This is a genomic window from Thioalkalivibrio sp. ALE19 (genome assembly GCF_000428605.1).
Lineage (GTDB): Bacteria > Pseudomonadota > Gammaproteobacteria > Ectothiorhodospirales > Ectothiorhodospiraceae > Thioalkalivibrio.
This window is the reverse complement of sequence record NZ_AUAG01000012.1, coordinates 73,612-97,969: the sequence shown is the minus strand read 5'-3', so window position 1 is coordinate 97,969 and position 24,358 is coordinate 73,612. Positions and strand designations below refer to the sequence as shown.

26 protein-coding genes are annotated in these 24,358 nt (G+C 61.3%); 21 read left to right on the top strand and 5 right to left on the bottom strand.

Going from position 1 to position 24,358, the window contains the following annotated elements; translation table 11 throughout:
- Window positions 1–235: 235 nt before the first annotated feature.
- The 3 genes from F787_RS0106570 to F787_RS0106560 are packed head-to-tail and all read right to left on the bottom strand — an operon-like array spanning window position 236 to window position 2,846.
- Window positions 236–742 carry a hypothetical protein gene (locus F787_RS0106570; protein ID WP_028491693.1) on the bottom strand — a complete coding sequence of 169 codons (507 nt, stop codon included), beginning with the start codon at window positions 740–742 and terminating at the stop codon, window positions 236–238.
- On the bottom strand, window positions 739–1,932 hold the full coding sequence (locus tag F787_RS0106565) for a ParB N-terminal domain-containing protein (protein ID WP_028491692.1): 1,194 nt from the start codon (window positions 1,930–1,932) through the stop codon (window positions 739–741). Before F787_RS0106565 ends, F787_RS0106570 begins: the two co-directional genes overlap by 4 nt.
- Entirely contained in the window at window positions 1,932–2,846 is a 915-nt protein-coding gene (locus F787_RS0106560) for a ParA family protein (protein ID WP_028491691.1), read from the bottom strand. The genes F787_RS0106565 and F787_RS0106560 overlap by 1 nt, the downstream gene beginning before the upstream one ends.
- A 619-nt stretch (window positions 2,847–3,465) precedes the next feature.
- Here F787_RS0106560 and F787_RS15610 point away from each other — a divergent pair.
- On the top strand, window positions 3,466–4,656 hold the full coding sequence (locus tag F787_RS15610; protein WP_051246070.1) for a replication initiation protein: 1,191 nt from the start codon (window positions 3,466–3,468) through the stop codon (window positions 4,654–4,656).
- Window positions 4,657–4,683: 27 nt separating this feature from the next.
- On the opposite strand, the gene F787_RS15605 is transcribed toward F787_RS15610, so the two are convergent.
- Window positions 4,684–5,934, bottom strand: coding sequence for a diguanylate cyclase (locus F787_RS15605; protein WP_051246069.1), 1,251 nt, complete (start codon window positions 5,932–5,934; stop codon window positions 4,684–4,686).
- 18 nt (window positions 5,935–5,952) lie between these two features.
- A complete protein-coding gene (locus tag F787_RS16775) occupies window positions 5,953–6,324 on the bottom strand; it encodes a hypothetical protein (protein WP_155989599.1) in 372 nt (123 codons plus the stop codon).
- A gap of 332 nt (window positions 6,325–6,656) precedes the next feature.
- Between F787_RS16775 and F787_RS0106540 the strand changes: the two genes are divergently transcribed.
- From F787_RS0106540 to gspM, 20 genes are all read left to right on the top strand, one after another.
- Window positions 6,657–6,962, top strand: coding sequence for a hypothetical protein (locus F787_RS0106540; protein WP_028491689.1), 306 nt, complete (start codon window positions 6,657–6,659; stop codon window positions 6,960–6,962).
- 78 nt (window positions 6,963–7,040) lie between these two features.
- On the top strand, window positions 7,041–8,258 hold the full coding sequence (locus F787_RS0106535) for a hypothetical protein (RefSeq protein WP_028491688.1): 1,218 nt from the start codon (window positions 7,041–7,043) through the stop codon (window positions 8,256–8,258).
- A gap of 79 nt (window positions 8,259–8,337) precedes the next feature.
- Window positions 8,338–9,561 (top strand): hypothetical protein, encoded by a 1,224-nt coding sequence (locus F787_RS0106530; RefSeq protein WP_028491687.1) that lies wholly within the window; start codon window positions 8,338–8,340, stop codon window positions 9,559–9,561.
- Between the two features lie 78 nt (window positions 9,562–9,639).
- A complete protein-coding gene (locus F787_RS0106525) occupies window positions 9,640–10,902 on the top strand; it encodes a hypothetical protein (protein ID WP_028491686.1) in 1,263 nt (420 codons plus the stop codon).
- Between the two features lie 80 nt (window positions 10,903–10,982).
- Window positions 10,983–11,324, top strand: a complete 342-nt coding sequence (locus F787_RS0106520) for a hypothetical protein (protein WP_028491685.1) — start codon at window positions 10,983–10,985, stop codon at window positions 11,322–11,324.
- 117 nt (window positions 11,325–11,441) lie between these two features.
- Window positions 11,442–11,732 (top strand): hypothetical protein, encoded by a 291-nt coding sequence (locus F787_RS0106515; RefSeq protein WP_019023091.1) that lies wholly within the window; start codon window positions 11,442–11,444, stop codon window positions 11,730–11,732.
- A complete protein-coding gene (locus tag F787_RS16770; protein WP_155989598.1) occupies window positions 11,732–11,881 on the top strand; it encodes a hypothetical protein in 150 nt (49 codons plus the stop codon). Before F787_RS0106515 ends, F787_RS16770 begins: the two co-directional genes overlap by 1 nt.
- Window positions 11,878–13,416: a UvrD-helicase domain-containing protein gene (locus tag F787_RS0106505; RefSeq protein WP_028491684.1), complete on the top strand. Its 1,539-nt coding sequence runs from the start codon at window positions 11,878–11,880 to the stop codon at window positions 13,414–13,416. Before F787_RS16770 ends, F787_RS0106505 begins: the two co-directional genes overlap by 4 nt.
- A 388-nt stretch (window positions 13,417–13,804) precedes the next feature.
- On the top strand, window positions 13,805–14,320 hold the full coding sequence (locus F787_RS15600) for a hypothetical protein (protein ID WP_042805712.1): 516 nt from the start codon (window positions 13,805–13,807) through the stop codon (window positions 14,318–14,320).
- 102 nt (window positions 14,321–14,422) lie between these two features.
- Window positions 14,423–15,301, top strand: coding sequence for a type II secretion system protein N (locus tag F787_RS0106495; RefSeq protein ID WP_081694102.1), 879 nt, complete (start codon window positions 14,423–14,425; stop codon window positions 15,299–15,301).
- A gap of 35 nt (window positions 15,302–15,336) precedes the next feature.
- On the top strand, window positions 15,337–17,217 hold the full coding sequence (gene gspD / locus F787_RS0106490; protein ID WP_155989597.1) for a type II secretion system secretin GspD: 1,881 nt from the start codon (window positions 15,337–15,339) through the stop codon (window positions 17,215–17,217).
- Complete coding sequence (gene gspE / locus F787_RS0106485) at window positions 17,210–18,712, top strand: type II secretion system ATPase GspE (protein WP_028491681.1); 1,503 nt, start codon at window positions 17,210–17,212, stop codon at window positions 18,710–18,712. The genes gspD and gspE overlap by 8 nt, the downstream gene beginning before the upstream one ends.
- Window positions 18,713–18,717: 5 nt before the next feature.
- Window positions 18,718–19,929, top strand: a complete 1,212-nt coding sequence (gene gspF, locus F787_RS0106480; RefSeq protein WP_028491680.1) for a type II secretion system inner membrane protein GspF — start codon at window positions 18,718–18,720, stop codon at window positions 19,927–19,929.
- An 18-nt stretch (window positions 19,930–19,947) separates the two neighbouring features.
- Entirely contained in the window at window positions 19,948–20,382 is a 435-nt protein-coding gene (gene gspG / locus F787_RS0106475; RefSeq protein WP_028491679.1) for a type II secretion system major pseudopilin GspG, read from the top strand.
- A gap of 2 nt (window positions 20,383–20,384) precedes the next feature.
- Window positions 20,385–20,885 (top strand): prepilin-type N-terminal cleavage/methylation domain-containing protein, encoded by a 501-nt coding sequence (locus tag F787_RS16130; RefSeq protein ID WP_019022945.1) that lies wholly within the window; start codon window positions 20,385–20,387, stop codon window positions 20,883–20,885.
- Between the two features lie 2 nt (window positions 20,886–20,887).
- Entirely contained in the window at window positions 20,888–21,259 is a 372-nt protein-coding gene (gene gspI, locus F787_RS0106465) for a type II secretion system minor pseudopilin GspI (protein ID WP_042805711.1), read from the top strand.
- Window positions 21,246–21,863, top strand: a complete 618-nt coding sequence (locus F787_RS16125) for a prepilin-type N-terminal cleavage/methylation domain-containing protein (RefSeq protein WP_051246065.1) — start codon at window positions 21,246–21,248, stop codon at window positions 21,861–21,863. Before gspI ends, F787_RS16125 begins: the two co-directional genes overlap by 14 nt.
- A complete protein-coding gene (locus tag F787_RS0106455) occupies window positions 21,860–22,672 on the top strand; it encodes a type II secretion system protein GspK (RefSeq protein WP_028491677.1) in 813 nt (270 codons plus the stop codon). The genes F787_RS16125 and F787_RS0106455 overlap by 4 nt, the downstream gene beginning before the upstream one ends.
- Before the next feature lie 2 nt (window positions 22,673–22,674).
- Window positions 22,675–23,856 (top strand): type II secretion system protein GspL, encoded by a 1,182-nt coding sequence (gene gspL, locus F787_RS0106450; RefSeq protein ID WP_019022941.1) that lies wholly within the window; start codon window positions 22,675–22,677, stop codon window positions 23,854–23,856.
- Window positions 23,856–24,353 carry a type II secretion system protein GspM gene (gene gspM, locus F787_RS0106445; RefSeq protein WP_028491676.1) on the top strand — a complete coding sequence of 166 codons (498 nt, stop codon included), beginning with the start codon at window positions 23,856–23,858 and terminating at the stop codon, window positions 24,351–24,353. The genes gspL and gspM overlap by 1 nt, the downstream gene beginning before the upstream one ends.
- Window positions 24,354–24,358 lie beyond the last annotated feature (5 nt).

Here is a 24,358-nt window from a genome sequence, read left to right as displayed (position 1 = left end):
TTGGGGTGTCGTGGTGGTGAAAAGACCCTACGGAAATTGTGTGCGAGCGCGCACAACCATGAGAGACGAGCGGGATTTGCCGGAGATCGCGGGGGGAGGCTGGACCGTGTGCGCATGCGCACACCACTACTCGGCGGTGGTCTCCCCGGTGTAACGACGCTTCCAGGGGTGACAGCACAAAAAAACCGCCTGTGCGCACGCGCACAAGCGGCTGTCCTCCTGAGAGGCTAACCTTTTAGCCGCCGGCCGAACCGGTCTGGCCGATCCGCCACAGAATGGCGGTTCTTAAAACCGAAGACGCGCTGAGATCCAGGATCAGGGGAGGGTCCTGGTGCAGCCCGTAATACGCGCTCCGAATGGCCGCCGCCAAAGCGCGATCCAATGTTTCAGGGTCCAGTTTGAACCACTCTTTGGCCGGATCCATGACCCGCATGCATTCTGAATCCACGACAATCCGTTGCCAGCTGGAATCGGGATCCTCTTCGGATTGTGCTGCCTCTTCATCCTCTTCGCAGTCGGGGATGTAACGCTTCGATCGCCAGTATTCGGTATCGAGAAAAGCATCAAGCGTATCCTTCATCCAGATGCTTTTTTCTTTGAGACCATAGCCGCGGGTCGTCATGTCGACGCGCATGTTCTTTTGTGCCTTCTTCGGCACCATAACGCTGATCTGGACCGGCTCACGCGCAGCTTTTCGGGAGCCGAACACCTCTGCGGCTGGAACATCCATCTTGGCCTTCATCCCATGTCCTCCTTGAAATGCGCAAGAGCCCGGCGGAAGGCGTCCGCCGCCTCACCTGCATCGGTCCAATCCACCGTGTTCAGCGAAAGAGAATCCCTTGCGTCATCACTCAGCGCGTTCTCGATCATTGCACCCAACGCCTGGATTTCATCGGCTTCAATCTGGAGGCTCAACGTGCTTTCCCGGCTCGATGCCACCGAAGCGCGCTGACCGCGTTTCTTGCTGGACGAGGGCTCCTGATCTCCGTTGGTCTTGCCGCCTGCATCCTTGTGCGCGTGCGCACGATCTTCGTCTTGCGGGGTCGAAGTAGGGTGCTGCGAGTTATCGGCGCCCTCATCCCGTTGCGTCGTCTGCCCGGTACCTTCATTGTTGGGCCGATCCTGGGATTCAAGCTCCTTGATGGCTTTTTCCACCTTGTTGAAGGAATCCAGCTCGCCGGTAGCAACCCGTTGTCGGATGCTGTCAGGCGCCTCAAGAACGGTCATGTACCGATAAGCCAGTCGCCGATCGAAGTGCAGAAGTGACATCAGCGACTTCGCGGACAGCTGCCAGTCCGGGGAAGCCGCTCTTTTCGATTCGGCGATGTATTCGATGGCTTCGACCCGTTCGGCCAGGGTCAAATCTTCACGCGCCAGGTTTTCCATCAACGAGGTCACTGCACTACGCAGCATATCCTCGGTATTTTCCGCATCGACGCGGCGATGGAGAGCCCGGATGTGCCGGCGGCCCAGTAGCACATGGGCAAGATACCGGCGCTCGCCCGCGAGCAGTTCGTACTTGCCGTCATCCGAAAACCGGACAGTGATCGGCGAGATCAGACGATCAGCATGGATCGAACGCGCGAGCAGAAGCAGGCGCTCGAATGCTGTGCGCATGCGCACATCCGACATCTCCTGGATCAGCGAGTCGGCCTGATCCAGAACCTCCGCATCCGCCGCTTCTTTAACGTCCCGATCGAGGTTACGTCGGGCCTGGTCCGCAACCTCTTGCACATCTTCCAGGCCCATCGGAAGGGAACGCGGATTATTGGGATTGAGCCGAATCTGGTCTACACGGAGGGATTGGAGTTCGCCTTCGCCCTGATGTTCTTCCTGCGCGAGCTCGCGCGCGACGCCGCTACCGATGGAGTTCTCACCGGTGACACCTTCAAGCGAAAAGTGGCGACGGCGGGTTCGTTTGCTTTCAGCCATTACGCCTCCTGCATCCGATCGATCATCATGCCGCACACCGCTTCCATCTGTTCCCGCTCTTTGGGGTAATCCGAGCGGAGGAAGATGGACATGGATTTGGGCAGCATCAGTTCTTTATAGCCGACCCAGTCACCGAGAATCTGCGGGAGCATGAGTGGGCCCAGGTCCGGATCCGATTCCAGCATTTCGTGAACGCTTCGATGCAGCCGGGTTTGTCGTTTGTACTTATTGACCAAAATACCCAGCAGTTTCAGTTCGTCACCATCGGTGCGCTGGTTGTTGGCATTTGTGCGTACGGTCAGCATGCCGCGGATCCCGTCGATTGACGGCGATTCCATTTCGGTCGGGAGCAGCATGTGCGTGCTCGCATTCGCCGCCGCTTGAACCAAAGGCCCACGCGAGGGGCGTGTGTCCAGGATGATTAGATCGTACTCCTCCTGAATCGCATCAAGCAGAAGGAATTTGCGTAGCCAGTGAACCACCTGGTCGTAGACATCCTCCCGCTTCACGTACTCGATGTCCTGCAGGTTCGCCGAATGCCCCGGCATGATGTCGAGATTCGGGTATTCCGCTTTCTCGCCGTTGACGTCCTGGTATTCGGCGCCGTAGGGCAGGGCGAACCCGTATTTCCAGATATGCGATGCGTCGCTTCGGCCGCCGACCTCGATTAGATCCTCGTCCCCGTCGTAGTAGTCGGGATGGATCGGAGGGGCATATTCGTTCGCATCATGCTCCGAAGGGCTCATGTCCAGATAGCGACGCGACAGGTTCGTCTGCGGATCGAGGTCCACCAGCAACACGCGCATGCCCCGAATAATGGACGCGTATTCGGCTAGGTGCTTGGAAATGAAAGTTTTTCCGACGCCTCCTTTTTGGTTGCCAACCGTCAGGATTTTCGCTTGCTTTCGCGCCATCGATTGCTCCTCTTGAGTCGCTTGCACCGCCAACCGTGGCGGTGCATGATTGTTCTGGCAGAAAAACTATCCTAGTTGTTCAAGCTGTGCAAGCAGGGATCAGGCGAGCGGGCAGGTCAGAGTGGTGTGGACAGGGGTAAGCTGTCTATGTAGTGTGTTCTTACAGACACGGCATAGACAATGTTGGGCAGCCTGAAAGATTCGCGAAAACAATGGGTTATCGAGGGGTAGGTGCCCGAATTTGTGCGAAAGGTACCGACGTCTGTGCTGAAAGGATCCCGGGATTGTGCGAAGGGTGACCGGATTTGTGCAGAGGCAACGAGCGGCTCCGGAGTCAAAAAGAGACAATGTAAGCCATTGAATATAAAGGCCTAAAACAACAGAACGGAGCACGTTAAGGGCTTGCAGCAAGCCAAAGGTGCCCGGATTTGTGCGAAAGGTGCCCGGATTTGTGCGGGGCGGCGGTGGGATCTGATTGGGCTGTAAGTGCCTGAAAATAAGCCCTTGCGTTTGGTGTCTTGGGGGTGGAAGAGATCCAAGAAGCCGAAAAGGTGACCAGATTTGTGCGCAGCTGCTTTGAAATTTTATGAATCAATACAGCAAGTTACGGGATCTCGGTATGAGCGTTGACGAAGCGGACCCCCAAAAGCCGATCCTCTACAAGCACACCGGCGTGATCCATGTCTCGGCTGATCTGACCGGGATGGCGAGGCGCACGTACAACGCCCTGCTACTGCACGCCCAGCCTCGACTACGCGAGGTCCTTACGCACGAGATCCATCTTTCCGAGCTCGCTCAGAAGCTCAGTTACGCCTCCCGGAATCGACAGCACCTCATTGATACGCTATATCTGCTGCGCGATACCAAAGCGCGGTTCAACGTTCTAGGGAAGGCCAAGGACGACTCATGGGTGCAGATGACCGGCTCACTACTGGCCGAGATCGGGATCTCCGATCGTTCCGTGTGTCATTACTCGTTCGGCCCCAATATGGCGGAACTCCTCGCCAATCCGTCCATCTATGCCCGACTGGATCTGGCTGTCCAGAATCGCTTGACGCTCAAGCATGCGATCATCCTCCATGAATATTATCTGGACGAGCTAACAACGTACCGATCCCAGCGAGAGATCGAGGTCCCAATCGAGGTCTATCGTGAGCTTTTATGCTTGGGCGAGACCCACAAAAAATTCAAGCAGCTGAAAGCAAAAGTGCTGAAACCGGCCCACGAGGACCTGCGCTCCAACGGTGACATCATCGCCACGGAAGTCGAGCAGATTCGTCGAAGCCGCGCGGTCAAAAGCCTACGTGTGCGGATCGAGCGAAAGAAGAGAGGAGAGAAAGGCGAGCTGCCAACTGGGGGCGTTCAGGCGATTCCAGCGCAAGCCATTGATCAGGCAGATGGTCTCATTACCGCCCTGGTTGAGCGGGGGGTCCATGAGGTGGCGGCGCGAAAGCTGGTGGAAGATTATTCTTCCGCGCAGGTCCAGGGGAATATCGAGTACGCTGATGCGGCAGCGGCTCGCGGGGAAATCGGTGGAGCAGGGTATTACGTATCCGCAATCCGTGAGGATTATGCCAGAGTCAGTAGCCGGCGTAGCCAGGGTAGGGCGCCAGTCCAGCAGGACGCGGAGGACGACGTACGCAGAAAGGCTGAGGACTACATGCGGCGTATGTCGAGAAAGGAGAAGCTGGCTGTAATGGAGCAATCCGGGATCTTTAAGTCATCGGAAGTCCCTGAGAACCCGGATGTCCAGATGAGACTCCAAATGTACTTAGAGCGCGAGCAGCCATGGCTGAGGGGAACCCGATAGTCGACTTCCTCCGCTGTGGGGAGGAAGTCAACAGTCCTCCCGAATCAGTACCTGCTCGTCCGCGAGTTCCTCCGTCGTGCGGCTGCCTTCATCGTCTGGCGCGGCGAGCTCGCCCTCGACAGGCGTTTTCTCGTCGACATCAAGTGAATGTTCGGTACCGGAACCCGCGATCACTCGATTGCCCCCGCGGCGCTTAGCCTCATACATACGCATGTCGGCATTTCGCACCAGTTCGCGCCAGTTATCCCCGTCGGTCGGGTAGACCGCGACCCCCACACTGGCCGTGATCGGCAAGCGATCGGGGCGGAGACCGAGACCCTGACGGGATATCCGGTCCAGCACTACCTGCACGCCGTGCGAATCCGCTCCCGGTAGCAGGATCAAAAACTCCTCGCCACCCCAACGTACAACGGAGTCGCCGGCCCGAAGGGTTGTACGCAGCGATTCGGACACGGCTCGTAGGGTTTCATCACCAGCCTTGTGGCCGAAACTGTTATTGACCTCGGAGAACTTGTCCAGATCGACGAACATGATTACGACGCTGGCAATCCTGTGGCGGGTGGACCGTTCGAGCATCATTTCGCCAGCCCGGCGCGTCAGGCAACCCGTGAGCTCATCGTAGTCCAGCTGCCGGATAATCTCGTGCATGTATCGCACCTGGACGACCGAGGCAAAAATCGCGATACCCCCGATCAGCGATAGCATCCATATCCGTTCTTCCACGGAAAGTACGGCGCCAATGGCGGTCGTCTCAGGAGCAGAGCCCAGGGTGAAGAGGGTCAAAAGGAAGCCCGGGATCGCGGTCATGGTGGCTTCCGGGAGGGTAAGCGGGAACAGGGCGACCAGAGCCACCATAACCAGCGGAAGAAGCGTGTAGGAAAGCGCGATCGTTCGCGAAATCTCATCGGGGGCGATGCTGCTCAGTGTCAGCACTGAATACAGATGGAACGCCGAGAGAATCGCGACCACCATCCCGACCGAGGCCCAGACTTCCTTCAGTGACCGTGGGTTACGAACCATCAGCCCTGACAGGAGGGCGATCGCCACCAGCATTCGCGCCATGCCCATCTGCAAGGCTTCACGTTCGGGCAAAGTGGCGATGTCGACCACAATCCAGGCCGGTGTCAAAACACCGATCAGAACGGCCAGGAGGTTGAGGCGCCATACCGCCTCCCGAACACGACTGCGCTGCAACGTCTCGGGGTGCGTTCGGGGGTCGAGTAGTACGCGGGCCTGCGAACCCAGCACCGCGATCTTGGAAAGCCATTGGTGGGACATCCCTGTCCTCCTTGTCAATCAGGCAGTTTGTGCGAGAGTTGTTCCCGAGTTTGTCGCGGTTTGCGGCGAAAACAGGTCCGGATGCTGACGAAAGTGTTCCACCTCGGATCGTATTTTCTGGGGGGCTTTCTCCTCAAAGGCTGCCGGGCAGAAGTGATCGGGCAGACCGAGCGTACGGGTGAAGTGCAGATGGCGCGAAGGGTTGAGAAGGAAGTCGGCCGCATCGAGTCGGACATCGCGTTTGGCGTCTCGAAGATCCAGTACCGCCTGATAGATAATGCGCGTGTAAACCTTTCGGGAGGGGACCGTCGGATCCGTGGAGGGCGTTTGCGACCGGTATTCCTGGTCGAGCGTGAAATCCGATGGGGAATCGTGATCGAGCTCCATCATGAGGACACTCCTTTGTGATAAGGCACGCGTACCGTCGCGAACCTGTGGGCCATTTAGACTCCGGATCATGGTAGGCGCGCGAAAAAATCGGTGCAACGGTGTATCGGTTTCGCGCCCGCGAAAGTTGAACCCGGAAGGCTTCCGCGGTTACGCTGAAAACAGCAAAACCTCCGCTGGTAGGTGAACCAGCCTCACGCCATCGAGCGTGCCGACGGCAAAAGCCGTCTTCTCACGGAACCGCAAGGGTTCGGTGGTGAGCCTGCATGGCTCTTGTGTCCCATCCGGGAGGTTACCCGGATGGGCGGCCTCCCTTAATCCAGAGAGGAGGCCCCATGTTCGAGATCAATCCCGAACGCCTCGAGATCCTGGCGCAACGCCTGCAGACGGATCCCGACATCGATCTGGCCCTGGCGGATGAACGCTTTGGGCTTTCCACACTGGTCATCGTTCCGACTGGAACGGTCGACCTGTCCCTGTCGCCGATGCTGCGCACCAAAGTCCTCCTTCATCTGGACGATGACATGGAGCTGCATCGGTGCATTCAGCCCACGCCCATCTTCGGCGATGTGCTGGGCGAACGGCGGAAAGTCGGATTTTCGGCTCCGTACTGGAAGTACGACATTCGCGCCCGAGTTTGAAGACCCATTCCCGCTGCCCCGGGTGAATCATCCACGATGACCGCCCGGGCAGGGGCGGTCGTTTGTTAGGAGGTTGTCATGGAGAAGCTTTCGAAAGACGTCCTGGAACGGGTCCATGATGTGTCCGATTCGGATCTGCCCATTAGCGATACCGATATCCAGATTCTCGGGGTCTACCGCCCCCAAGGGGAGGACGGTGACCGAGTCCTGGTGAAATGGACGTCCCACGATGACATTTCGTCGTCCAGATTGGATCTTTTCAGGGATGGGGACGATCTGTTTACGACCGGATTCTTTGATCGAGATGCGACCCGAGGAGACCATTCCTGGGAAGCCATGATCGAGAATCTGGGTGTTGACGTCGGAGAGCATGGTATCGACGGCTGGATCGGCGCCTATGCCGATGCCGTAGAAGATCGATGGGTGACGCATAAAGCGCGTTTGGTGAGCGAGATGGCAAGAATCCTCGCTGCACATCCGTCCTACAGGACGTTTCATGAACAGCAGGAGCGGCCAGCCAATGAGTTATATCGTGAAGCGCGCATTGATGCCCGGTATGTCCTGTCAGAGGAACGGGTTACTGACGGTCGAAACCGCATTCCAATGGAGTTGGCGGTAGAAATCTTCGAAGACGACCTGGTGCGAAGGATTAGCCTGCGTGAAATCGGAGACCCCTTGACCGTTCTCTGTTATTGTCCGGAGAACAATGACTGGCGGGTTAATGAGTCACCCGAGGGTGCGTTCACCTTCCCGATCCAACGCCAGAACTTGGTCTGGCGGCCCAAGCGACCTATTAAATCAGAGCTCCAAGAAGATCCGCCGATATGGATGGGGTTCGCGGAGTTCCTGAAGAAGCCGGACAGCTTGATGGGCAACTACGTTTACAGGGTTCGCATGGATCCGAAATTTGGCGGGGAAGAATCCCCGGCACTGGAGAATCTGGAGGATGTTGAAACGTGGGTAAGGTCCATGTTGCCGGAGACGGCGGAAACGCTCCTTGAGAAGTATCCGGATCTGCGGAGTGTAATGCTGCGCCGCAGGATCATCGACATGGCGGCGGATGATCTGGATACCATCAACGCCATTCACGACGGGGAAATGAGGATTGTATCCGCTGCCCTGTTCGCAAGAGACGAAGATGGTGACTACCAGGAAGTCTCCGATAGTTCGGCTGACGTTTGCGGGGTTCTTGGTTCGGCCTACGCCGAGGAAGTCGCTGAGGATTTGCTGGGGGAGGTGATCTCAATGGTCAACGCCCGCACGCCAAATCCGCAAGCCGATTGCGAGCCTGCCTGACAGGGCACACAACCCGCTGCCCCGGGTGAATCATCCACGATGACCGCCCGGGCAGGGGCGGTCCTGTTTGGAGGTCTCCATGACGAAAAAACAGCTGACGCTGAGCGACCTGGAAAAGGTCGATAACATCTCGGAACTTGATTTTCGTGATCTGCCGATGGAGGCGGATCTCATCGATGTGTACAAGCCATCCGGGGGGAACGGTTCACATCTGTTCGTGACGTGGGAAACGCCGGATCGTACGGGTCCTGCTTTTTCCTGGATCGAAGACGATGGGGATATGTTCGTTACCGGTTATTTTCAGGACCCGGTCAAAGACGATATTGATGGCTTGGTCACACTGGAAACGATCGGCGTGTACCACGATGAAGAGGATCTTGATGCATGGGTCGAACGCTTCGGTAATCTCGGAAAAATGAACCCCAAAGAGAGTCGCGCGCGATTGACCGACCGGCTGGCGCGGATTCTTTTTAATTCGAAGGATTATCGTGCGTCAGTGGGTTTCACCGGATGTTCCGAATGGGAAGCCCAGCAACGCGCCCGCAAGGATGCAAGAGCCATTCTTCGAGAAGAAGAGGCGGACACGCGCACGGAATCGTCGCTTCTGTTCGATATCGCGAGAAAAGCAGTGGACAGAGACCTGATCCGGCGAATAGCGGAGCGGGAAGTAGGCGATCCAATGGCGGTTTTGTGCTCCTGCCCGAAAGATGGTTCGTGGCACGTTGATGAACCCGAGCTTGTTCATGAGGAACCCTGGTCCGTGTTTCGAGGCGGCCTGAGTGTCTGGCGCCCCAAATCGGGTATCGAGGAAATTATTCGAGATTGGGGTGATCGGCCATGGGAGGCTTTTGCCGATTATCTGGAACAGCCCCACATACTGGACAAGGATCTGGATTCGGTCCGTGTTGTAATGGACGACAAGTTCGGTGGCGAAACCTCGCCGTGGTTGAAGAACAATCGCGAGGCAGCCGATTGGGTATTCCAGAGGCTGCCAGAGGATCCGCTGGAAATGATGCGTCTTTACCCGGATCTGGAGAGAAAGATGATCCGGCGACGGGCGCTATCGATGGCGCAGAAAGACCTGGAGATCGTCAACGCGGTGCATGATGATGAACTTCGTGTTGTGCATGCTGGATTGTTCGTCAAGTACGATTGCGGTGAATACGAAGGTATTGATGCATCGTTTACCTCTCTGCATGAGGTCCTGGGGCGGAACAACGCCCGAGAAGTTGCATGCAATGACCTCTTGGGTGAAGTGATTTACTACTTCAACGAAGAGGTATCCACTCCTAAAGCTGCCTGAAGGCGGCCTCCCGCTGTCCCGGGTGAACCATCCATGATGACCGCCCGGGCAGGGGCGGTCGTTTGTTAGGAGGCAAAGATGAGTGACAAAAACTACCAGAAAGTGGATATCCAAGAGGATCGCTTTCTGATGGATGCACGTCCGATTCTGGGCGGGCTTTCGGCTTTCAAAAAACAAGGCGAAAGCGAGGATCGTCTTCTGGTGTCGTGGTTGTCGCCGATTGAAGACGAGAAGTCGTCCGAGGAGATGCTTCAGGAGATTCTGGCTTTTGATGCGGACCAGCCATCCAAGTGGTATGCCGGGATGGTCAAGGATGTATCGGGGCAGGAGTTTGAGCATATCCTGGCGGCGTTGGGCGTCGACGATGTCGGCCCGGTTGCCAGTTTTGAAGGAGTCGATGGTCTGCGCAAGCAGGCCGAAGCCTCCAAGGAATCCAAGGCTGAGCAAGAGGCGCTGGTCGAGACGGTCCGTGAAATACTGATGGACAGCGAGGAGTACGAGCAAGGTGTTCGGGCCTCGGCGTATGGCTCCGCCTTCGAAGATCCTTCTTACCTGGAGCGTCGTGCTCGGCGTGATGCCAAGGACATCCTTCAGGGCGGGGGTATTCAGGCACTGAGCCACAATCAGGTGGACTTCCTGATCGGCACAGTTCGTCGGAACGCGCTGGAGCGTCGTGTGGCCCGCCGGGAGATCGGCGATCCGTACGCCGTACTCTGTGTACGGGACGGGGATTACGTCCGTGTGGCGGAGACGCCATGGGAAGAACTGATGGGCGCGTCTTCAACCGGCTCTGAATGGGCCGTCTGGAAGCCGCGTTCGGCCTTCCTGGAGCAGCCCGGAAAAGGTGTGAGCCGCTGGATGGCGTTCGCACGGATCGTCGAACGGCGTGGTTCGGATGTGCCCGGGGATCAATCCTATGTGGTTCAGATGGACGAACGGTTCGGGGGCAATATCGCTCCGACCATGAGCTCCTTCGACGAGATCGAGGAGTGGGTCAAAGACCAGCTCCCTGAATCCATGGGCGAGATCCTGGAGCAGCAACCGGAACTGGAGCGGCTGGCGATCCAGCGAAGCATGGTTCGGCAGGCCAAGGAAGACCTCCGGAGCCTGGAGAACGTCGAAGACGGGGACGTCTTCGACGTTCACGCGGCCATCTTCGAGAAAAACGCCCTGGGCGATTACGAAGAGGTCAGCGTCAGCGGGTCTAGTATTACGCAGCGTTGCATCGTCGGGCTCGACGAAGCACGTGCTCTGGCTGACGACCTGGTCCGGTCCCTTCGTTTCGATGGCGACGGCACCACGGAGGCGACCAAGGAATCCGAGGCCGTTTCGGCGGCCTGATTCCTGTTGCAAACACCCGCGACCCCGGGTTCATCAATGTCAGGTGGCCCGGGTCGGGGCCGCCGTTGTTGGAGGAAGCCATGGAAAACTATGAAGACCTGAAGACGCGGCTCGGCATGACCGGCGAACCCGAGTCGGAAGCCAATCCCCGGATCACCCGGGGGATGCCGAAGCCGATGGACGAAGCTGCGGCAATGCTGTCGGCTTTCCCGCAGGCCGAGTTCATCGAGAACCGGTCCTGGCGGTCAGAAGACTGCCAGGTGTGGGTAGACCTCGGCGGAATGGCCTTTGTCGTTCTTGTGGAGGATCAGGTGATTCTTGCCGAGTTCGATGATGGTGCGGCTTTTCTTGAGTTCGGGAGCCGGATGGGTGAGCTCATCGAGCACGCCCGGATGATGGCGATCGACGACGACGTCGCATGACAGAACCAACGCCCGGTGTTCCATTGGAACACCGGGCTTTTTTATGCTCGGGCGCATCTGAAGAAGTTGCGTTCCGAAAAAGATTTGCGATGATGAAGAAAAACGAAAGGAGGTGAAGTGTTCTGCAAGACGTTTCAGTTTGATGATGTCGGTCAGGTGCTCGTGATTCGGGAATCCGATGCGGAGTCCGAGCGCGTGGTATTCGTTGTGGAGGATTCCCATAACCCGGGCAGCATTAAAGCACGAGTCACAACGGCGTTTCTGCCAGATCAAGAAGGCAGTGAATACGCGGACAGGCTGTTTCACATGACGAAAGAGGATACAGCCCGAACCACGGCCCTGACCGTCAAGATGGACGAGCAGGTGCCAAAAGCCATCCGCAACCAGGGTAGACAGGCAATCCACTGATGGAAAATCGCAAGTTCGTCAAGGAATTCGAGAAGATGCAGCGCCGTACCGAGCGCCGGGCATTGATCCGTTCGGTGCGGGAGCGCGTGCTGGAGTGGTTTGGCCGTCGTGAAGACGGCCCTATGGCGGAGGCGAAGGAGAACAAGTGAAACCGACACGGGAACAGCAGGCCGTGATCGAGGCCCGGGGCGACCGGGACCTGGCGGTGAATGCATTGGCCGGGGCGGCGAAGACGACGACTCTGGAAATGCGGGCGCGCGCCAACCCGAACCGGAAGATCCTCTATGTCGCCTTCAACAAGGCCATCGAAACCGAAGCCCGTAAACGGTTCCCGTCCAACGTCACCTGCAAAACCACCCATGCCCTGGCGTTCCGGCAGTTCGGTCGCCGATTCGCGAATGCGGATCAGCTTCGCGAACCGCGGGCGGCGGACGCACAACGGGTCTTTTCCGTGAAGGCCCTGAAGGATCGGGGGCCGGGGTATATCCGCATCCTTCTGGAGACCGTCCAGCAGTACATGGCGTCAAGCGACCGGGAGATCGGGCCGCAGCATGTGCCGGAAACAACGCGCAAGGGCCTGGGGTTCCCCGTGGACATGATCGTCCCGCACGCGACCCACCTGTGGGAACGCATGAAGGATGTTCGGGATGACCGGATGCCGATGCCGCACGACGGCTACCTGAAGCTCTTTCAGTTGTCCGGGCCGCAGTTCGGCGGCATGTTCGACGAAATCGATCTGGACGAGGCACAAGACACGAACCCCGCTCTTTTCGATGTATTCCGAAGCCAGCAGGGCATCCAGAAGGTGGCGGTTGGAGACACGCACCAGTCGATTTACGGTTTCCGCGGCGCGATGGACGTGATGCAGTCCATGGAAGGGGCCGAAACCCTGGCGCTGACCGGCAGTTTCCGGTTCGGCCCGGAGCTGGCGGAGGTCGCGAACCTGATCCTCGGGGATTTCCTGAACTCGGAATACCTCCTGAGCGGGCTGGGGGAACGGACGGACATCCGGACCGGCGGGGATTTTCTCCATGATAGCCAGCCGGCGTGCCTGCTCTACCGCACCAATGGCGGGCTGTTTCAGGCCGCCGCGTATCTGCTCGAGAACGCACCGCGCCAGCACTGGGTCGGCGGCCTCAAGAGTTATGGCCTGAACACGATCATGGACGTATATCGCCTGTATTCCGGCGAGAAACGAGAAATCCGGGACCCGATGATCCGGCGGTTCCGGGATCTGGACGAGGCTCAGGAATACGCGAGCGCCGCGGGCGACAACGATCTGCTCTCGCGGATCCGGATCGTGATGCGCTATGGCGACCATATCCCCCAGCTTCTGTCCCATCTCCGTGACGCCGAGTGCAGCGATCCCAATCAGGCGGACATCATCCTGACGACGGCTCACCGTGCGAAAGGCCGGGAGTTCGATCGGGTGGTGATCGGCAACGATTTCGTGCGGACCATGTACGAGCCGAGAGCCAAGGGGATTGGCGAGGAAAGCGCCCTCCGGGTACCCCGGATCTTCGGGTGGCTGCCCGACGAGCGGGACCATGCGCTGCCATCGGAAGAAGAGCTGAGGTTGCTGTATATGGCGGTTACGCGCGGGCGCCGGGAAGTGCGGCTAAACCGGGATCTGGTCAGCCTGTGGAACTGGGCGCGGGGCGTGGGGGAAGAAAAGGCGGCCTGAGCTTCACATGGGAAATCAAAGAAAGCGCGTGGTACAGTGATGCCGCAGCCCAGGGACAGGAAGTGGCGCAGGATGCAGCCGAAAAAGTCGAATTCGAGAGGCATCGCGCGAGCCCCCTCCCTGTCCGTGTCATGGATGGAACGGACGGGGGAGGGGCTTCGCGCTTGATGTCCGCCGTAACCCCACCCCGGTAGGCTTCGGGTTCGAGGCCTCTCCTCCCGTGTGTTTCAGACACCGATAAACATTGTTTTGTTTGGACCTGCAAAAAAAACGGGTTAATATAAAACGAACCACGGAGGGATCGGTCAAAACCCACAGGTTGGGTTGACCCCGAAGAGAGGGGATTGAAGACCGTCAACCTTGACCCGAATTCGAAAGAGGAAATGAGATGACGCACGTTGAAGAACTGAGCTCGGAAGAGTTGTTCCAATACGCACAGAAGAAACAGGAGCAGGAGATGGAGGAGAAGCGCAGGGAAGCGCAGGACAAGATCGACGAAACCCGCCAGGCGATCCGTGATCTGAAGAAAGAACACAAGCGGCAGCAGAGAGAGCTGGCGAAAGAGCAACGGAAACAGATGAAGGCGCTGGAGAAGGAACAGCAGGACGAGCTGTCCAGCCTGGAAAAGCGTCTGGCGGACCAGGAAGAGGTCCTGGGGATTCGAAAGAAGGCTGCGAAGAGCAAGGCCGCCAGTGGCACTCGCAAGCAGGGTCCGCGGGGGATCTCCACGGCGATCATGAACGAGCTGCAGCCGGGTGAGGAGTACACGGTCTCGCAGATCCGCGAGAAGCTGCAGGGCAGCGGCCACGAAGATACGCCGCATCTCTCCCAGACCCTGAGCTACCTGAAGCGCCAGGGCCGACTGGAATCGCCTTCGCGCGGGGTCTACACCCCGGCCGGTTGACCCGAAAGCGCCCCGCATCCACGGGGCGCTTTCATTGGGCCCCGGGTGATCGCTATCATCCGGGGCATCCTCCACGTAGGGAGGACCTATAGGAGATAGGGGATGGACGGATTCCATCGAGACAAGTACAGGACGGCGATCAATGCGGCTCTGTCCCTGTTCCTGGGGGCAGCGGCAACGTATGCCGCGTGGGTACTCCTCGTACCGCACGCGTTCGATCCGGTTGCACAACAATCCGGCGTCGATCTCCCGGAGACTTCTCATTCGGGGGAGCGGGACCGATCGTCACCATCGGAATCTTCACCGAGAGGATTCAGTATAGCGGGCGAACACCCCCTGTTCGGCCGATCCCCGGAGGCGGAATCCAGTGCCCCGGAAATGCTCCCCGAATCCCGAATCAACATTGAGCTGACCGGCGTATCCGATCGATCCGGCGGTGATGGCGTTGCGTTGGTGCGTACGGGCGACGCACAGAAAACCGAAGTGGTGCGCCCGGGCGACACCCTGCGCAACAGCGAGAAGATCCGGATTCACGGAATCCACGCCGACCATATCGTGATCCAGCGCGACGGCCAGCTGGAAAGAATCTCCCTCGACGAAGAAGCAATGCTCGAAGCCCGTCAGCGGCCGGATCCATCCGGTGGCAAAACGGGACTGCGTGATGCGTCGGTATCCCGCGAGACCGTTTCGCGGTGGCGCGAGCGACCGGAAACCCTCATGGAAGACCTGGCGCCCGAGCCGATTCTGAAAAACGGTGGCCTGGAAGGCATCCGAATCGGGGGCGTACCGGAAGGACACCCGGCGGCTCAGGCAGGTCTTGAGGAAGACGACATCATCCGGGCCGTAGCCGGGCGAGAGCTGAAGAACGTCGCGAACCCGAACGAACTGACGGACGCGATCGAAAACGCCGACATGATCCCGATGATCGTGGATCGTGGCGGGCGGGAAATGGACATCAAAATCGAGATCGAAGGGCAATGAACAGCAAGCAGCAATGGAGGGCAATCCGGGGCATAGTGGCAGCCGCATCCATCGGTTTTGTGGCGCCGGCCTGGGGAGACGACGACGGCATTCAGGTCAACCTCCGGGATGCCGAGATTCGGGACGTGATCGATCTGGTATCCGAGGAAACCGGCCGGAATTTCATTATCGACCCGGAGGTGGAAGGCGAAGTCAACGTCATTTCCCGAACAAGACTCAGCGAACGACAGCTGGTTGAGCTGTTCCATGATGTGCTGGCGGTGCATGGGTTCGCCGCGGTCGAAGGAGAAAGCACAACCCGGATTGTCCCCGAAAACCAGGTTCAGGCAGAAGCCATTGCGGGGCTGGAAGAAACCGGCGCCGACGGCGAACACGTCCACCACATCATCGAACTGGAGTACGTGCCGGTATCCGACGTGCTCGCGACCCTGCGCCCCATGCTGCCGAGCGAGGGGGAGCTGAGGGGGAGCCAGACATCGAACACGCTCGTCGCGGTCGGATCCGCGAAAAACGTCCGCAAGATCGAGCGTCTGATTCAGCGGATCGATCAGCCTCTGGATACGGACACCGACGTCATCGCGATCGAACATGCGCGTGCGGTCTCGCTCGCGGAGCAGCTGAACCGCACCCTCGAAACCCGGCCGATGCCCGAAGGACGGGAGGCCTCGGTAGTGCCGGATCGCAACAGCAACGCACTGATCATCAGCGGCGCGAAGCGCGATCGTCTGCATCTGCGAAGCCTGGCGGCCAAGCTGGATGTCGAGGAAGAACAGGGGAACGCCCGTACGCACTACCTCCAGTATTCGGATGCGGAGGGTGTTGCCACACTGCTGCAGGAGATCCTGGAAGGGCGGGGGCAGAAAGCAGAAGGGCTTTCCGAAGAAGAAGTACGCATCCGTGCCCACTCCGAAACGAATACCGTCGTCACCTACGGGCCGTCGGATCGACTGGATGAACTGGATTCGCTGGTCGAAGACCTCGATATCCGGCGCGCACAGGTTCATGTCGAGGCGGTGATCGCTGAGGTGTCGTCGGACAAGGCGCGTCAGTTCGGGGTGCAGTGGGGGATCGGGGGCGAAAGCGCCGCGGGACTGCTGAACTTCACCGGGGCACAAAGCGGCGGGCTCGCGAATCTCGCGGCCGGCGTGGATGCCTTCCTCGGGGGCGAGGTGGCGCAGCCACCGGGTTTCGGGGACGGTCTGACCTTCGGTGGAGCCGGTTCGAGCGGCAGCACCCACATGGCCGCGCTGATCGAAGCCCTGGAGGCGGACCGGTCCAGCAACATCCTGTCCACGCCGAGCCTGTTGACCCTGGACAACGAGGAAGCGGAGATCGTGGTTGGGCAGAACGTCCCGTTCGTGATGGGGCGGACCATCGAGGAATCCGGACAGGCATTCGATACCATCGAACGCGAGGATATCGGCGTACAGCTTCGGGTGCGTCCGCAGATCAACCAGGGTGACGCGGTGCGCCTGGACGTGTCGCAGGAGGTCTCCCAGCTGGCCCCGGGGATTCAGGGGGCGGCGGACCTGGTAACCAACACCCGCACGCTCGATACGCACGTCCTGGTGGACGACGGTTCCATGCTGGTGCTCGGTGGATTGATCGAGGAGCAACAGACCGACTCGGAAGATCAGGTCCCGGGGCTCGGGAACCTCCCGGGGGTCGGCGGCCTTTTCCGGCATCAGTCGACCGAGACCGAGAAGCGTAATCTGATGGTTTTCATCTACCCGCGAATCGTGCGCGACGGTGCGACCGGCGAAGCCCTGTCCAGCGAGAAGTACAGCTACATCCGTGGCGAGCAGATGCGCCAGCAGGCGGCCACGGGGCGCGATATTCCTGTCATGGACGAACAGGATGGCCTGACCGAACTACCGCCCAGCTTCGACCAGGTTCGGGAGAAACGGGATGACTGAGGCACTTCAGGGTGAAGCCGTGCGTTTCGGGTTCGCCTATGCCCGGCGGATGGGCGTCCTTCCGGTCGGGTTCGATCCAGAGGAGGGTGCGGAACAGGTATGGGCCACGGCATCCGCCGATCCGGAAGGCATCCTCGAGGTGAAGCGCCGGTCGATCCGGCCGGTGTCCGTCGTGCAGGTCGATGATGAGGCCTTCGAGAAACGACTGCATGAAGAGCACCAGAGCACCACGACGCAGGCCATGGGGGAGGGCGCGTCGATCGAGGATACCTTCGGGCTCGACCTGTCGAGCGTGGCGGCGGATCTCGAACAGCCGCAGGATCTGCTGGAGAGCGAAGACGACGCCCCGATCATCCGGCTCATCAATGCCCTGCTGACCGAAGCGGTGCGGGAAAACGCCTCGGACATCCATATCGAGCCCTTTGAGCGGGAGCTGGTCGTGCGGATGCGGGTGGATGGGGTGATGCGCCGGGTCTACGCGCCCAGCGCCTCGCTGACGCCGTTGATCGTCTCCCGCGTGAAGGTCATGGCGGACCTGGACATTGCCGAGAAACGGTTGCCCCAGGACGGACGGATTTCCCTTCGGGTCGCCGGGCGCCCGGTCGACGTACGCGTATCCACGTTGCCCGGGGCGCACGGGGAGCGGGTCGTAATGCGCCTGCTGGACAAGACGGCGGGGCGGCTGGATCTGGAGCATCTGGGGATGGACGCCGATACCCACGATGCGCTGGAGCGGGTCGTCACACGGCCGCACGGGATCATGCTGGTGACCGGGCCGACCGGCTCCGGCAAGACCACGACACTGTATGCGGCACTGTCCCGACTGAACGATGACAGCCGCAACATCCTGACCGTCGAAGATCCGATCGAATACTACCTGGAGGGGATCGGCCAGACGCAGATCAACAGCCGGATCGACATGACTTTCGCCCGTGGGTTGCGGGCGATCCTCCGGCAGGATCCGGACGTGGTGATGGTCGGGGAGATCCGGGATCTCGAGACGGTCCAGATCGCGGTTCAGGCCAGCCTGACGGGGCACCTCGTCTTCTCGACCCTGCATACGAACACGGCGGTCGGCGCGATCACGCGGCTGCGGGATATGGGGGTGGAGCCGTTCCTGCTGTCGTCCACGCTGAACGGGATTCTCGCGCAGCGTCTGGTGCGGACTCTGTGCCCGGATTGCCGGCGCATGGAAGCGGCCTCGGAACGCGAAGCCCGTCTGCTGGAGTACGACCCGTCGGATCCTCCGGTGATCGGGCACCCCGTGGGCTGCGAGGCCTGCCACGACACCGGGTACCGGGGGCGCTCCGGGGTGTACGAGCTGGTCGAGATGGACGAGGAGTTGCGCGCACTGATCCACGATAACGCGTCGGAACAGACCCTCACCGAGCGGGCGCGTCGGAACAGCCGAAGCCTGCGCGATGATGCCCGGCGCCTGGTGCTCAAGGGCGAAACCAGCATCGAGGAGATGCTGCGGGTGACCCACGAGGGCTGACCGTCATGCCGGCGTACCACTATGAAGCCATGGACGGCCACGGTCGGGTCCGCAAGGGCGTGATCGAGGGCGAGAACGACCGGGGTGCCCGGGGCGCCTTGCGCGAGCAGGGGCTGAAGCCGCTGGAAGTGGCCGCCATCGAGGAAAAGCCCGGGCGCTCCGGTCGAACCCGGGCGGTCGGTCGGATCAGTCGCATGGACCTGGCTTCGGCCACCCGCCAGATGGCAACGCTGGCGGAGGCGGGGATCCCGATTGCGGAGTGGCTGGATACCGTCGCCACGCAGTCGGAGAACCCGGCGGTCTCGCAGGTGCTACGGGCCGTGCGGACCCGTGTGGTGGAAGGGCAGCCGTTGTCGGCGGCCCTGGCGGAGTTCCCTCGGGTGTTCCCGTCAATCTATCGGTCCACGGTTGCGGCCGGCGAGGACGCCGGACAGCTGGACGGGGTGTTGTCGCGGCTGGCGGATCATCTGGAGGCCCAGCACGAGATGCGCCAGAAGATCGGGGTGGCCCTGATCTACCCGATCATACTGACGCTGGTGGCGATCGCCGTCACCGTGGGGCTGGTGGTGTACGTGGTCCCGGAGGTGGTGGCGGTGTTCGATGACACGGCCAACACGCTGCCCTGGATTACGGTCGCGCTGATCACCTTGAGCGACGGCGCGCGCGGTTATGGGGTCTGGGTCCTTGCGGGGTTGGCGGCCGCCGGGGTGGTCTTCGCGCGAAGCTGGCGACGCCCCGGGTTCCGCGCCCGATTCGATGGATGGCTGCTGAGCGTGCCGGTTGTGGGCCGAACGGTTCAGGCGGTGAATACGGCGCGTTTCACCCGCACCCTGGGCATCCTTACCGAGAGCGGCGTACCGCTGCTGGACGCCCTGAAGACCGGGGCCGAGGTCATCGAGAACCGACCGATGCGCGACTCCGTCGAGAAGGCATCCGGGCGAATTCGGGAAGGTGCGGGGATCGCCGCTTCACTGCAGGAGACCGGCGCCTTCCCGCCCATCGTGATCCATCTGATCCGCAGTGGTGAGGGAAGCGGCCAGTTGAACCGGATGCTGGAGCGTGCGGCACGCACGCAGGAAGGCGAAGTCCAGAGGCGGATCAGCACGGCCATGGGTCTGTTCGAGCCGTTGCTGATCGTCACGATGGGACTGGTGGTGATGGGGATCGTGATGGCGATCCTGTTGCCGATTTTCGACATGAACCAACTGGTGGGATAGCGAAGAATGAGAGAACGCATGGATGGGAAGAGGAAGCAGGGCGGCTTCACGCTGATTGAGGTCATGGTGGTGGTCGTGATCCTCGGGATTCTGGCCTCGGTCGTGGTGCCCCGGGTGATGGATCGTCCCGAGGAGGCCCGGATCACGCAGGCTCACCAGGATATCCGGAGTCTCGTGAGCGCCCTGGATATGTACCGACTCGATAACCATCACTACCCGACGACGGATCAGGGGCTGGAGGCGCTGGTGGAGAAGCCGACCGCCGGACCGGAGCCGGATTCGTACCCCGATGGCGGCTATCTGGACCGGCTGCCGGAAGACCCGTGGGGGAACCCGTACCAGTACCTCGAACCCGGGGAACACGGAGACATCGATGTCTACTCCTTCGGGCCTGCCGGGGATCGGCATGCGGGTGAGGACGAGATCATCGGATCCTGGAGCATCGAGGGCTGAAGGTGCAAAAAGGGTTCACGCTGCTGGAAGTGCTCGTGGTCATGGTGATCATCGGAGTCACCGCCGGGGGTGTCGTACTGGCGTCCGGCGCGGTGGAAGACCGTCGCATCGAGCGGGTCGGGGACCGGATCGTGATGGATCTTCAGCACGCCCGGGACCGGGCCGCACTCACGGGGGAACCTCTGGCGTTTGAAACCGCGGCCGAAGGCTACCGATTCCTGCATCGGCGATGGATCGACGAAGGGCGGGCCGTGGAGTGGGTGCCGCTCGACGATGGTCTGCTGGGTGAGCGTCAATGGCCCGGCCGCGACCTCCAGTTCCGGCTGGAGATTGCGGATCGGGAAGAAGCCGCGCGGCGCACCGGGGACGGTGATCGACTGCTGGTGCCCGGTATCAGGGCGATGCCCGAGTTCCGTGTCGTGATTGAACGCGGCGGGGTCGATGCCGGCTGGCAGGTTCGTCGTGATGATGATGGCGGCGTTCGGCTGGAACGCGGGGGCTGATCATGCGCGGATTCACGTTGATCGAGGTGGTGGTTGCGCTGGCGGTCCTGGCGATTGCGCTGGGCGCGGCCATTCATGCGGGGTCGACGCACGCGCACAACGTCCACGCGCTGGAAAAACGCGAGGTCGCGGCCTGGGTCGCTGCCAATCAGGTGGCGCGCTACGAGTCAGGCATCGAGGAGCCGGTTGATGGAGCCACCAACCGCCACGACATGGGCGGGCGCAGCTGGGTGGCGGAAACCCGCATCGAGTCGGTCGCGCCCGAATCCCGGTGGCCTCTGCCGGAGGTGGATCGCATCGAGGTCCGTGTGCGGGAAGAAGGGGATGGTGAGGAACGGGCCATCGCCAGCCGGAGCACGCATGCCGCCCCGTGATCGCACACGCGGCTTCACGCTGCTGGAGCTGCTGGTGGCCGTGGCAGTTTTTGCCGTCGTGGCCGCACTGGCGACCGGCGGTCTGCGCACGGTGCTGGATGCGGAAGCGCGCACGGCTGAGCGGGCGGAACAGGTCCGGTCGATCTCGATGATGTTTTCGCTGCTGGAGCGCGATCTGCGCCATGCCGTGGAAGTCCGCACACGGGATGTTCGCGGCGAACGCCGGCCGATCATGGAGGTGCGCAGTACGGACGAGGGAATGGAGGCGTACTGGGTTCGAATGAGCGGGGCTGGCGGGCGCGCACTGCAGGGCGTGATCTGGCGCTTTTCCGAGGAAGAAGGCGTGGAGCGAATCACCTGGGCACCCGTGGACGCGGATCGGAAAGCCGGCGGCGACCGGCGACGCTTCGTGGATGCCCTGGAGCCCCCGGAAGACGACGCCCGGTGGATCCAGGCTCATCGACGTCCGGCGGATGTGGGCGGCGATCGCGAGAACGGGGGCGAAGGAAGCCTGAACCGATTGCCGGCGCTGGTCGAATTGAATCTGACCCTGGAGCCGGTGGGCTCAGTGGGCCGGATGATGGTGGTGGGAGGTTCGCAGTGAAGCGGCGCGAGCACGGCGTAGCCCTGTTGACGGCGCTGCTGGTGGTGGCACTGGCGACGCTGGCCGCGGCCGCCATGGGGATGCGTGATCACTACCAGATCCAGCGGATGGAACTGATGGAGGAGCACGAACGCGCCTGGCAGACCGTCCGCGGGGCGGAAGAAATCGCCCTGGGGATGCTGGGCGGCCACGGCGCCGCCTATCGCCACCTGCCCTGGGAAGATGACTACGAATGCCGGACGGAGCCGGTGGAATTCGATATGGATGGGATGACGGTGCAGGCACGGGTTCACAATCTGCACTGCCGGTTCAATCTGAACAGTCTGGGTAGGGAAGAGCCATCGATGGAGGCTTTCGAGTCCCTGGTGACGGAGATGGCCGCGGAAGCCGGCGTATCCGCACCACAGGGACTGGGGGAGGCCATTCGGCAATGGATGGACGAGGAAGCCGAATTGCCCGAATACCGTGCGATGGATCCCGCGCGTTCCAGTGGCGCACGCCCCCTGACCCATGCCTCGGAACTTCTGGATGTGGAGGGTGTGACGGCTGCGGTGTACGACGCGCTGGAGCCCTGGGTGGTGGCCCGTCCGGGGACGGGCAATCGCATGGTCGTGACGGAGGACGCGCCGGAGGGGGTCCGTCGCGCAATGGAACACGAATTGGAGATCGACGCCTCGGGTGAAGGCATTCGGCATTTCGATGTCGAGGCGCATGTCCGGACAGAGCGCCGGAGCTACGCCTTCTGTACGCGGGTGAACGCGGAGCGGGGAACGATCCTGCACCGGCAACAGGGAGGATGTCAGTGGTGAGAATGCAGGGTGAACGGTGGTGGCTGGTGGAACTGCCGGACCGCGACGGATATACCCCGGACACACCGGTTCGCTGGGCCCGGATCGGGCGGGATGGAACGGTGGAAGCCGTTTCCAGCGCCGAAGGGGAGCCCTGGGAACCCGGGGACAGTATCGAATCCCGGGTGATCGTGATCGCCCCGGGGCATCGGGCGGTGCTGTATCCGGTTCCGTTCCCACGCTCGCCCCGGTCCCGCCGGATCCGGGCGCTGCCCTTCGAGCTCGAAGAACGGATCAGCGAGCCACTGGAATCCGTTGCCATCGAGCCCGGGCCGGACACGAACAGCGGAATGGTCGCGGCGGTCGCCAGTGTCGAAATACTGGAGCAGTGGCGGCAATGGTGCCGGGATGTCGGGCTCGCCCGGGCCCGGCTGGTGCCGGAAATGTTGCCGCTGCAGGGGTTTCGCGAGGACACCCTGCTGGATCACGAGAACGGCGGCATCCTGTTTTCGCCGGACGGGGTTCCGCGCCGGATGCCGGCGGAGTTGCGGGACTGGGCCCGCGGCCGTGCGGGGCAGGTGGAGCCGATCGAGGCGTGCGCGGGCTGGGATGGCTCCCTGATGGCCTGGGTGACCGGATGCGCGTCGCCGGAAGACTGGCGGAACATGATGCGCAACGCACGCACGATGAACCTGCTGGCGGACGATGGCCCCGAAACGGCGAGCTGGCGGCGCTGGCGGGTTCCTGCCGGTCTCGCCGCCGCGGCGGCGGTCGTCGCGACGGTCGGGCTGCATCTTGAAAACGCGCATCTGGAAAACCGGCTGGCGGCCGAAGAACAGCGGTTGGAAGCTGCGTTCTCGCAGGCACTGCCGGATACCCGCATGGTCAACCCGATCGTGCAGGTGGAACGAGCCCTGGCGTCGGATGGCGATTCCGCGGGTGAAGCCCGGGGGCGGACGCCCGAGATCGCGCAATGGCTGGGGCCGATGGCGGAAGAGCTTGCGCGCGATGAACTGACGGTTCGCAGCGTGGAAATGGAACGGGGGCGGTACGACATCGCGCTCCAGGCCGATTCCGTGGGTCCGATTGAAGAAGCCCGAGAAGCGTTGGAGGGGCGCATCAGGGGACACGTTCGACTCGCGGACACTCACCGGGAAACCCGTGGCGTCGATGCACGGATGCGGATCACGGAGGATGAACAGTGATGAAAGCATGGGAGCGTCTGGATGACCGTCAGAAGGCCGTAGTGACGGTCGGCGGCGGGATCGCGCTGGCGGTGCTCTTCGCGATCGGGGTGGTGGAGCCAACCCTGGAAAAGCGTGCGGAACTGCAGGATCGGGTGGTGCAGACGCAGGCGGAAGCCGACTGGGTGGAGCGTCAGGCGGATGTGATCCAGAAGGCGACGGCGAACGAGGACGGGGAAGGCCTCGAATCGAATCCGCCGGCCAGTCCCGCCGAGGTCCTGACCCGGGTGGAGACGACCGTGGCCGATGTTGGCATTGAGGACGGTTTCCGGGAAGCCCGTCCCTCCAATGGCGCGGTCGAGGTCCGCTTCGAGGGGGTGGAGTACGCAGCCCTGGTGAACTGGCTGGAACGGTTCGACGGGGGCGTGGCGATGGCCGGGGAACGGATGCGCCTCCAGCGCGGTGAAGCCGCCGGTCATGTCGATGCCACGGTCGAGTTCAGGGAGCCGGAGACGTGAAGGCC

Coding starts and splice junctions, on each gene's coding strand:
- F787_RS15605 (WP_051246069.1), bottom strand. CDS start 5,934: ATGTCCCACCAATGGCTTTCCAAGATCGCGGTGCTGGGTTCGCAGGCC.
- F787_RS0106535 (WP_028491688.1), top strand. CDS start 7,041: ATGGAGAAGCTTTCGAAAGACGTCCTGGAACGGGTCCATGATGTGTCC.
- gspL (WP_019022941.1), top strand. CDS start 22,675: ATGCAGGGTGAACGGTGGTGGCTGGTGGAACTGCCGGACCGCGACGGA.
- gspI (WP_042805711.1), top strand. CDS start 20,888: ATGCGCGGATTCACGTTGATCGAGGTGGTGGTTGCGCTGGCGGTCCTG.
- F787_RS16775 (WP_155989599.1), bottom strand. CDS start 6,324: ATGATGGAGCTCGATCACGATTCCCCATCGGATTTCACGCTCGACCAG.
- F787_RS0106520 (WP_028491685.1), top strand. CDS start 10,983: ATGGAAAACTATGAAGACCTGAAGACGCGGCTCGGCATGACCGGCGAA.
- F787_RS0106570 (WP_028491693.1), bottom strand. CDS start 742: ATGAAGGCCAAGATGGATGTTCCAGCCGCAGAGGTGTTCGGCTCCCGA.
- F787_RS0106540 (WP_028491689.1), top strand. CDS start 6,657: ATGTTCGAGATCAATCCCGAACGCCTCGAGATCCTGGCGCAACGCCTG.
- F787_RS16125 (WP_051246065.1), top strand. CDS start 21,246: ATGCCGCCCCGTGATCGCACACGCGGCTTCACGCTGCTGGAGCTGCTG.
- F787_RS0106525 (WP_028491686.1), top strand. CDS start 9,640: ATGAGTGACAAAAACTACCAGAAAGTGGATATCCAAGAGGATCGCTTT.
- F787_RS16770 (WP_155989598.1), top strand. CDS start 11,732: ATGGAAAATCGCAAGTTCGTCAAGGAATTCGAGAAGATGCAGCGCCGT.
- F787_RS0106530 (WP_028491687.1), top strand. CDS start 8,338: ATGACGAAAAAACAGCTGACGCTGAGCGACCTGGAAAAGGTCGATAAC.
- F787_RS0106565 (WP_028491692.1), bottom strand. CDS start 1,932: ATGGCTGAAAGCAAACGAACCCGCCGTCGCCACTTTTCGCTTGAAGGT.
- gspG (WP_028491679.1), top strand. CDS start 19,948: ATGGATGGGAAGAGGAAGCAGGGCGGCTTCACGCTGATTGAGGTCATG.
- gspE (WP_028491681.1), top strand. CDS start 17,210: ATGACTGAGGCACTTCAGGGTGAAGCCGTGCGTTTCGGGTTCGCCTAT.
- F787_RS0106560 (WP_028491691.1), bottom strand. CDS start 2,846: ATGGCGCGAAAGCAAGCGAAAATCCTGACGGTTGGCAACCAAAAAGGA.
- gspF (WP_028491680.1), top strand. CDS start 18,718: ATGCCGGCGTACCACTATGAAGCCATGGACGGCCACGGTCGGGTCCGC.
- F787_RS15600 (WP_042805712.1), top strand. CDS start 13,805: ATGACGCACGTTGAAGAACTGAGCTCGGAAGAGTTGTTCCAATACGCA.
- gspM (WP_028491676.1), top strand. CDS start 23,856: ATGAAAGCATGGGAGCGTCTGGATGACCGTCAGAAGGCCGTAGTGACG.
- F787_RS0106495 (WP_081694102.1), top strand. CDS start 14,423: ATGGACGGATTCCATCGAGACAAGTACAGGACGGCGATCAATGCGGCT.
- F787_RS15610 (WP_051246070.1), top strand. CDS start 3,466: ATGAGCGTTGACGAAGCGGACCCCCAAAAGCCGATCCTCTACAAGCAC.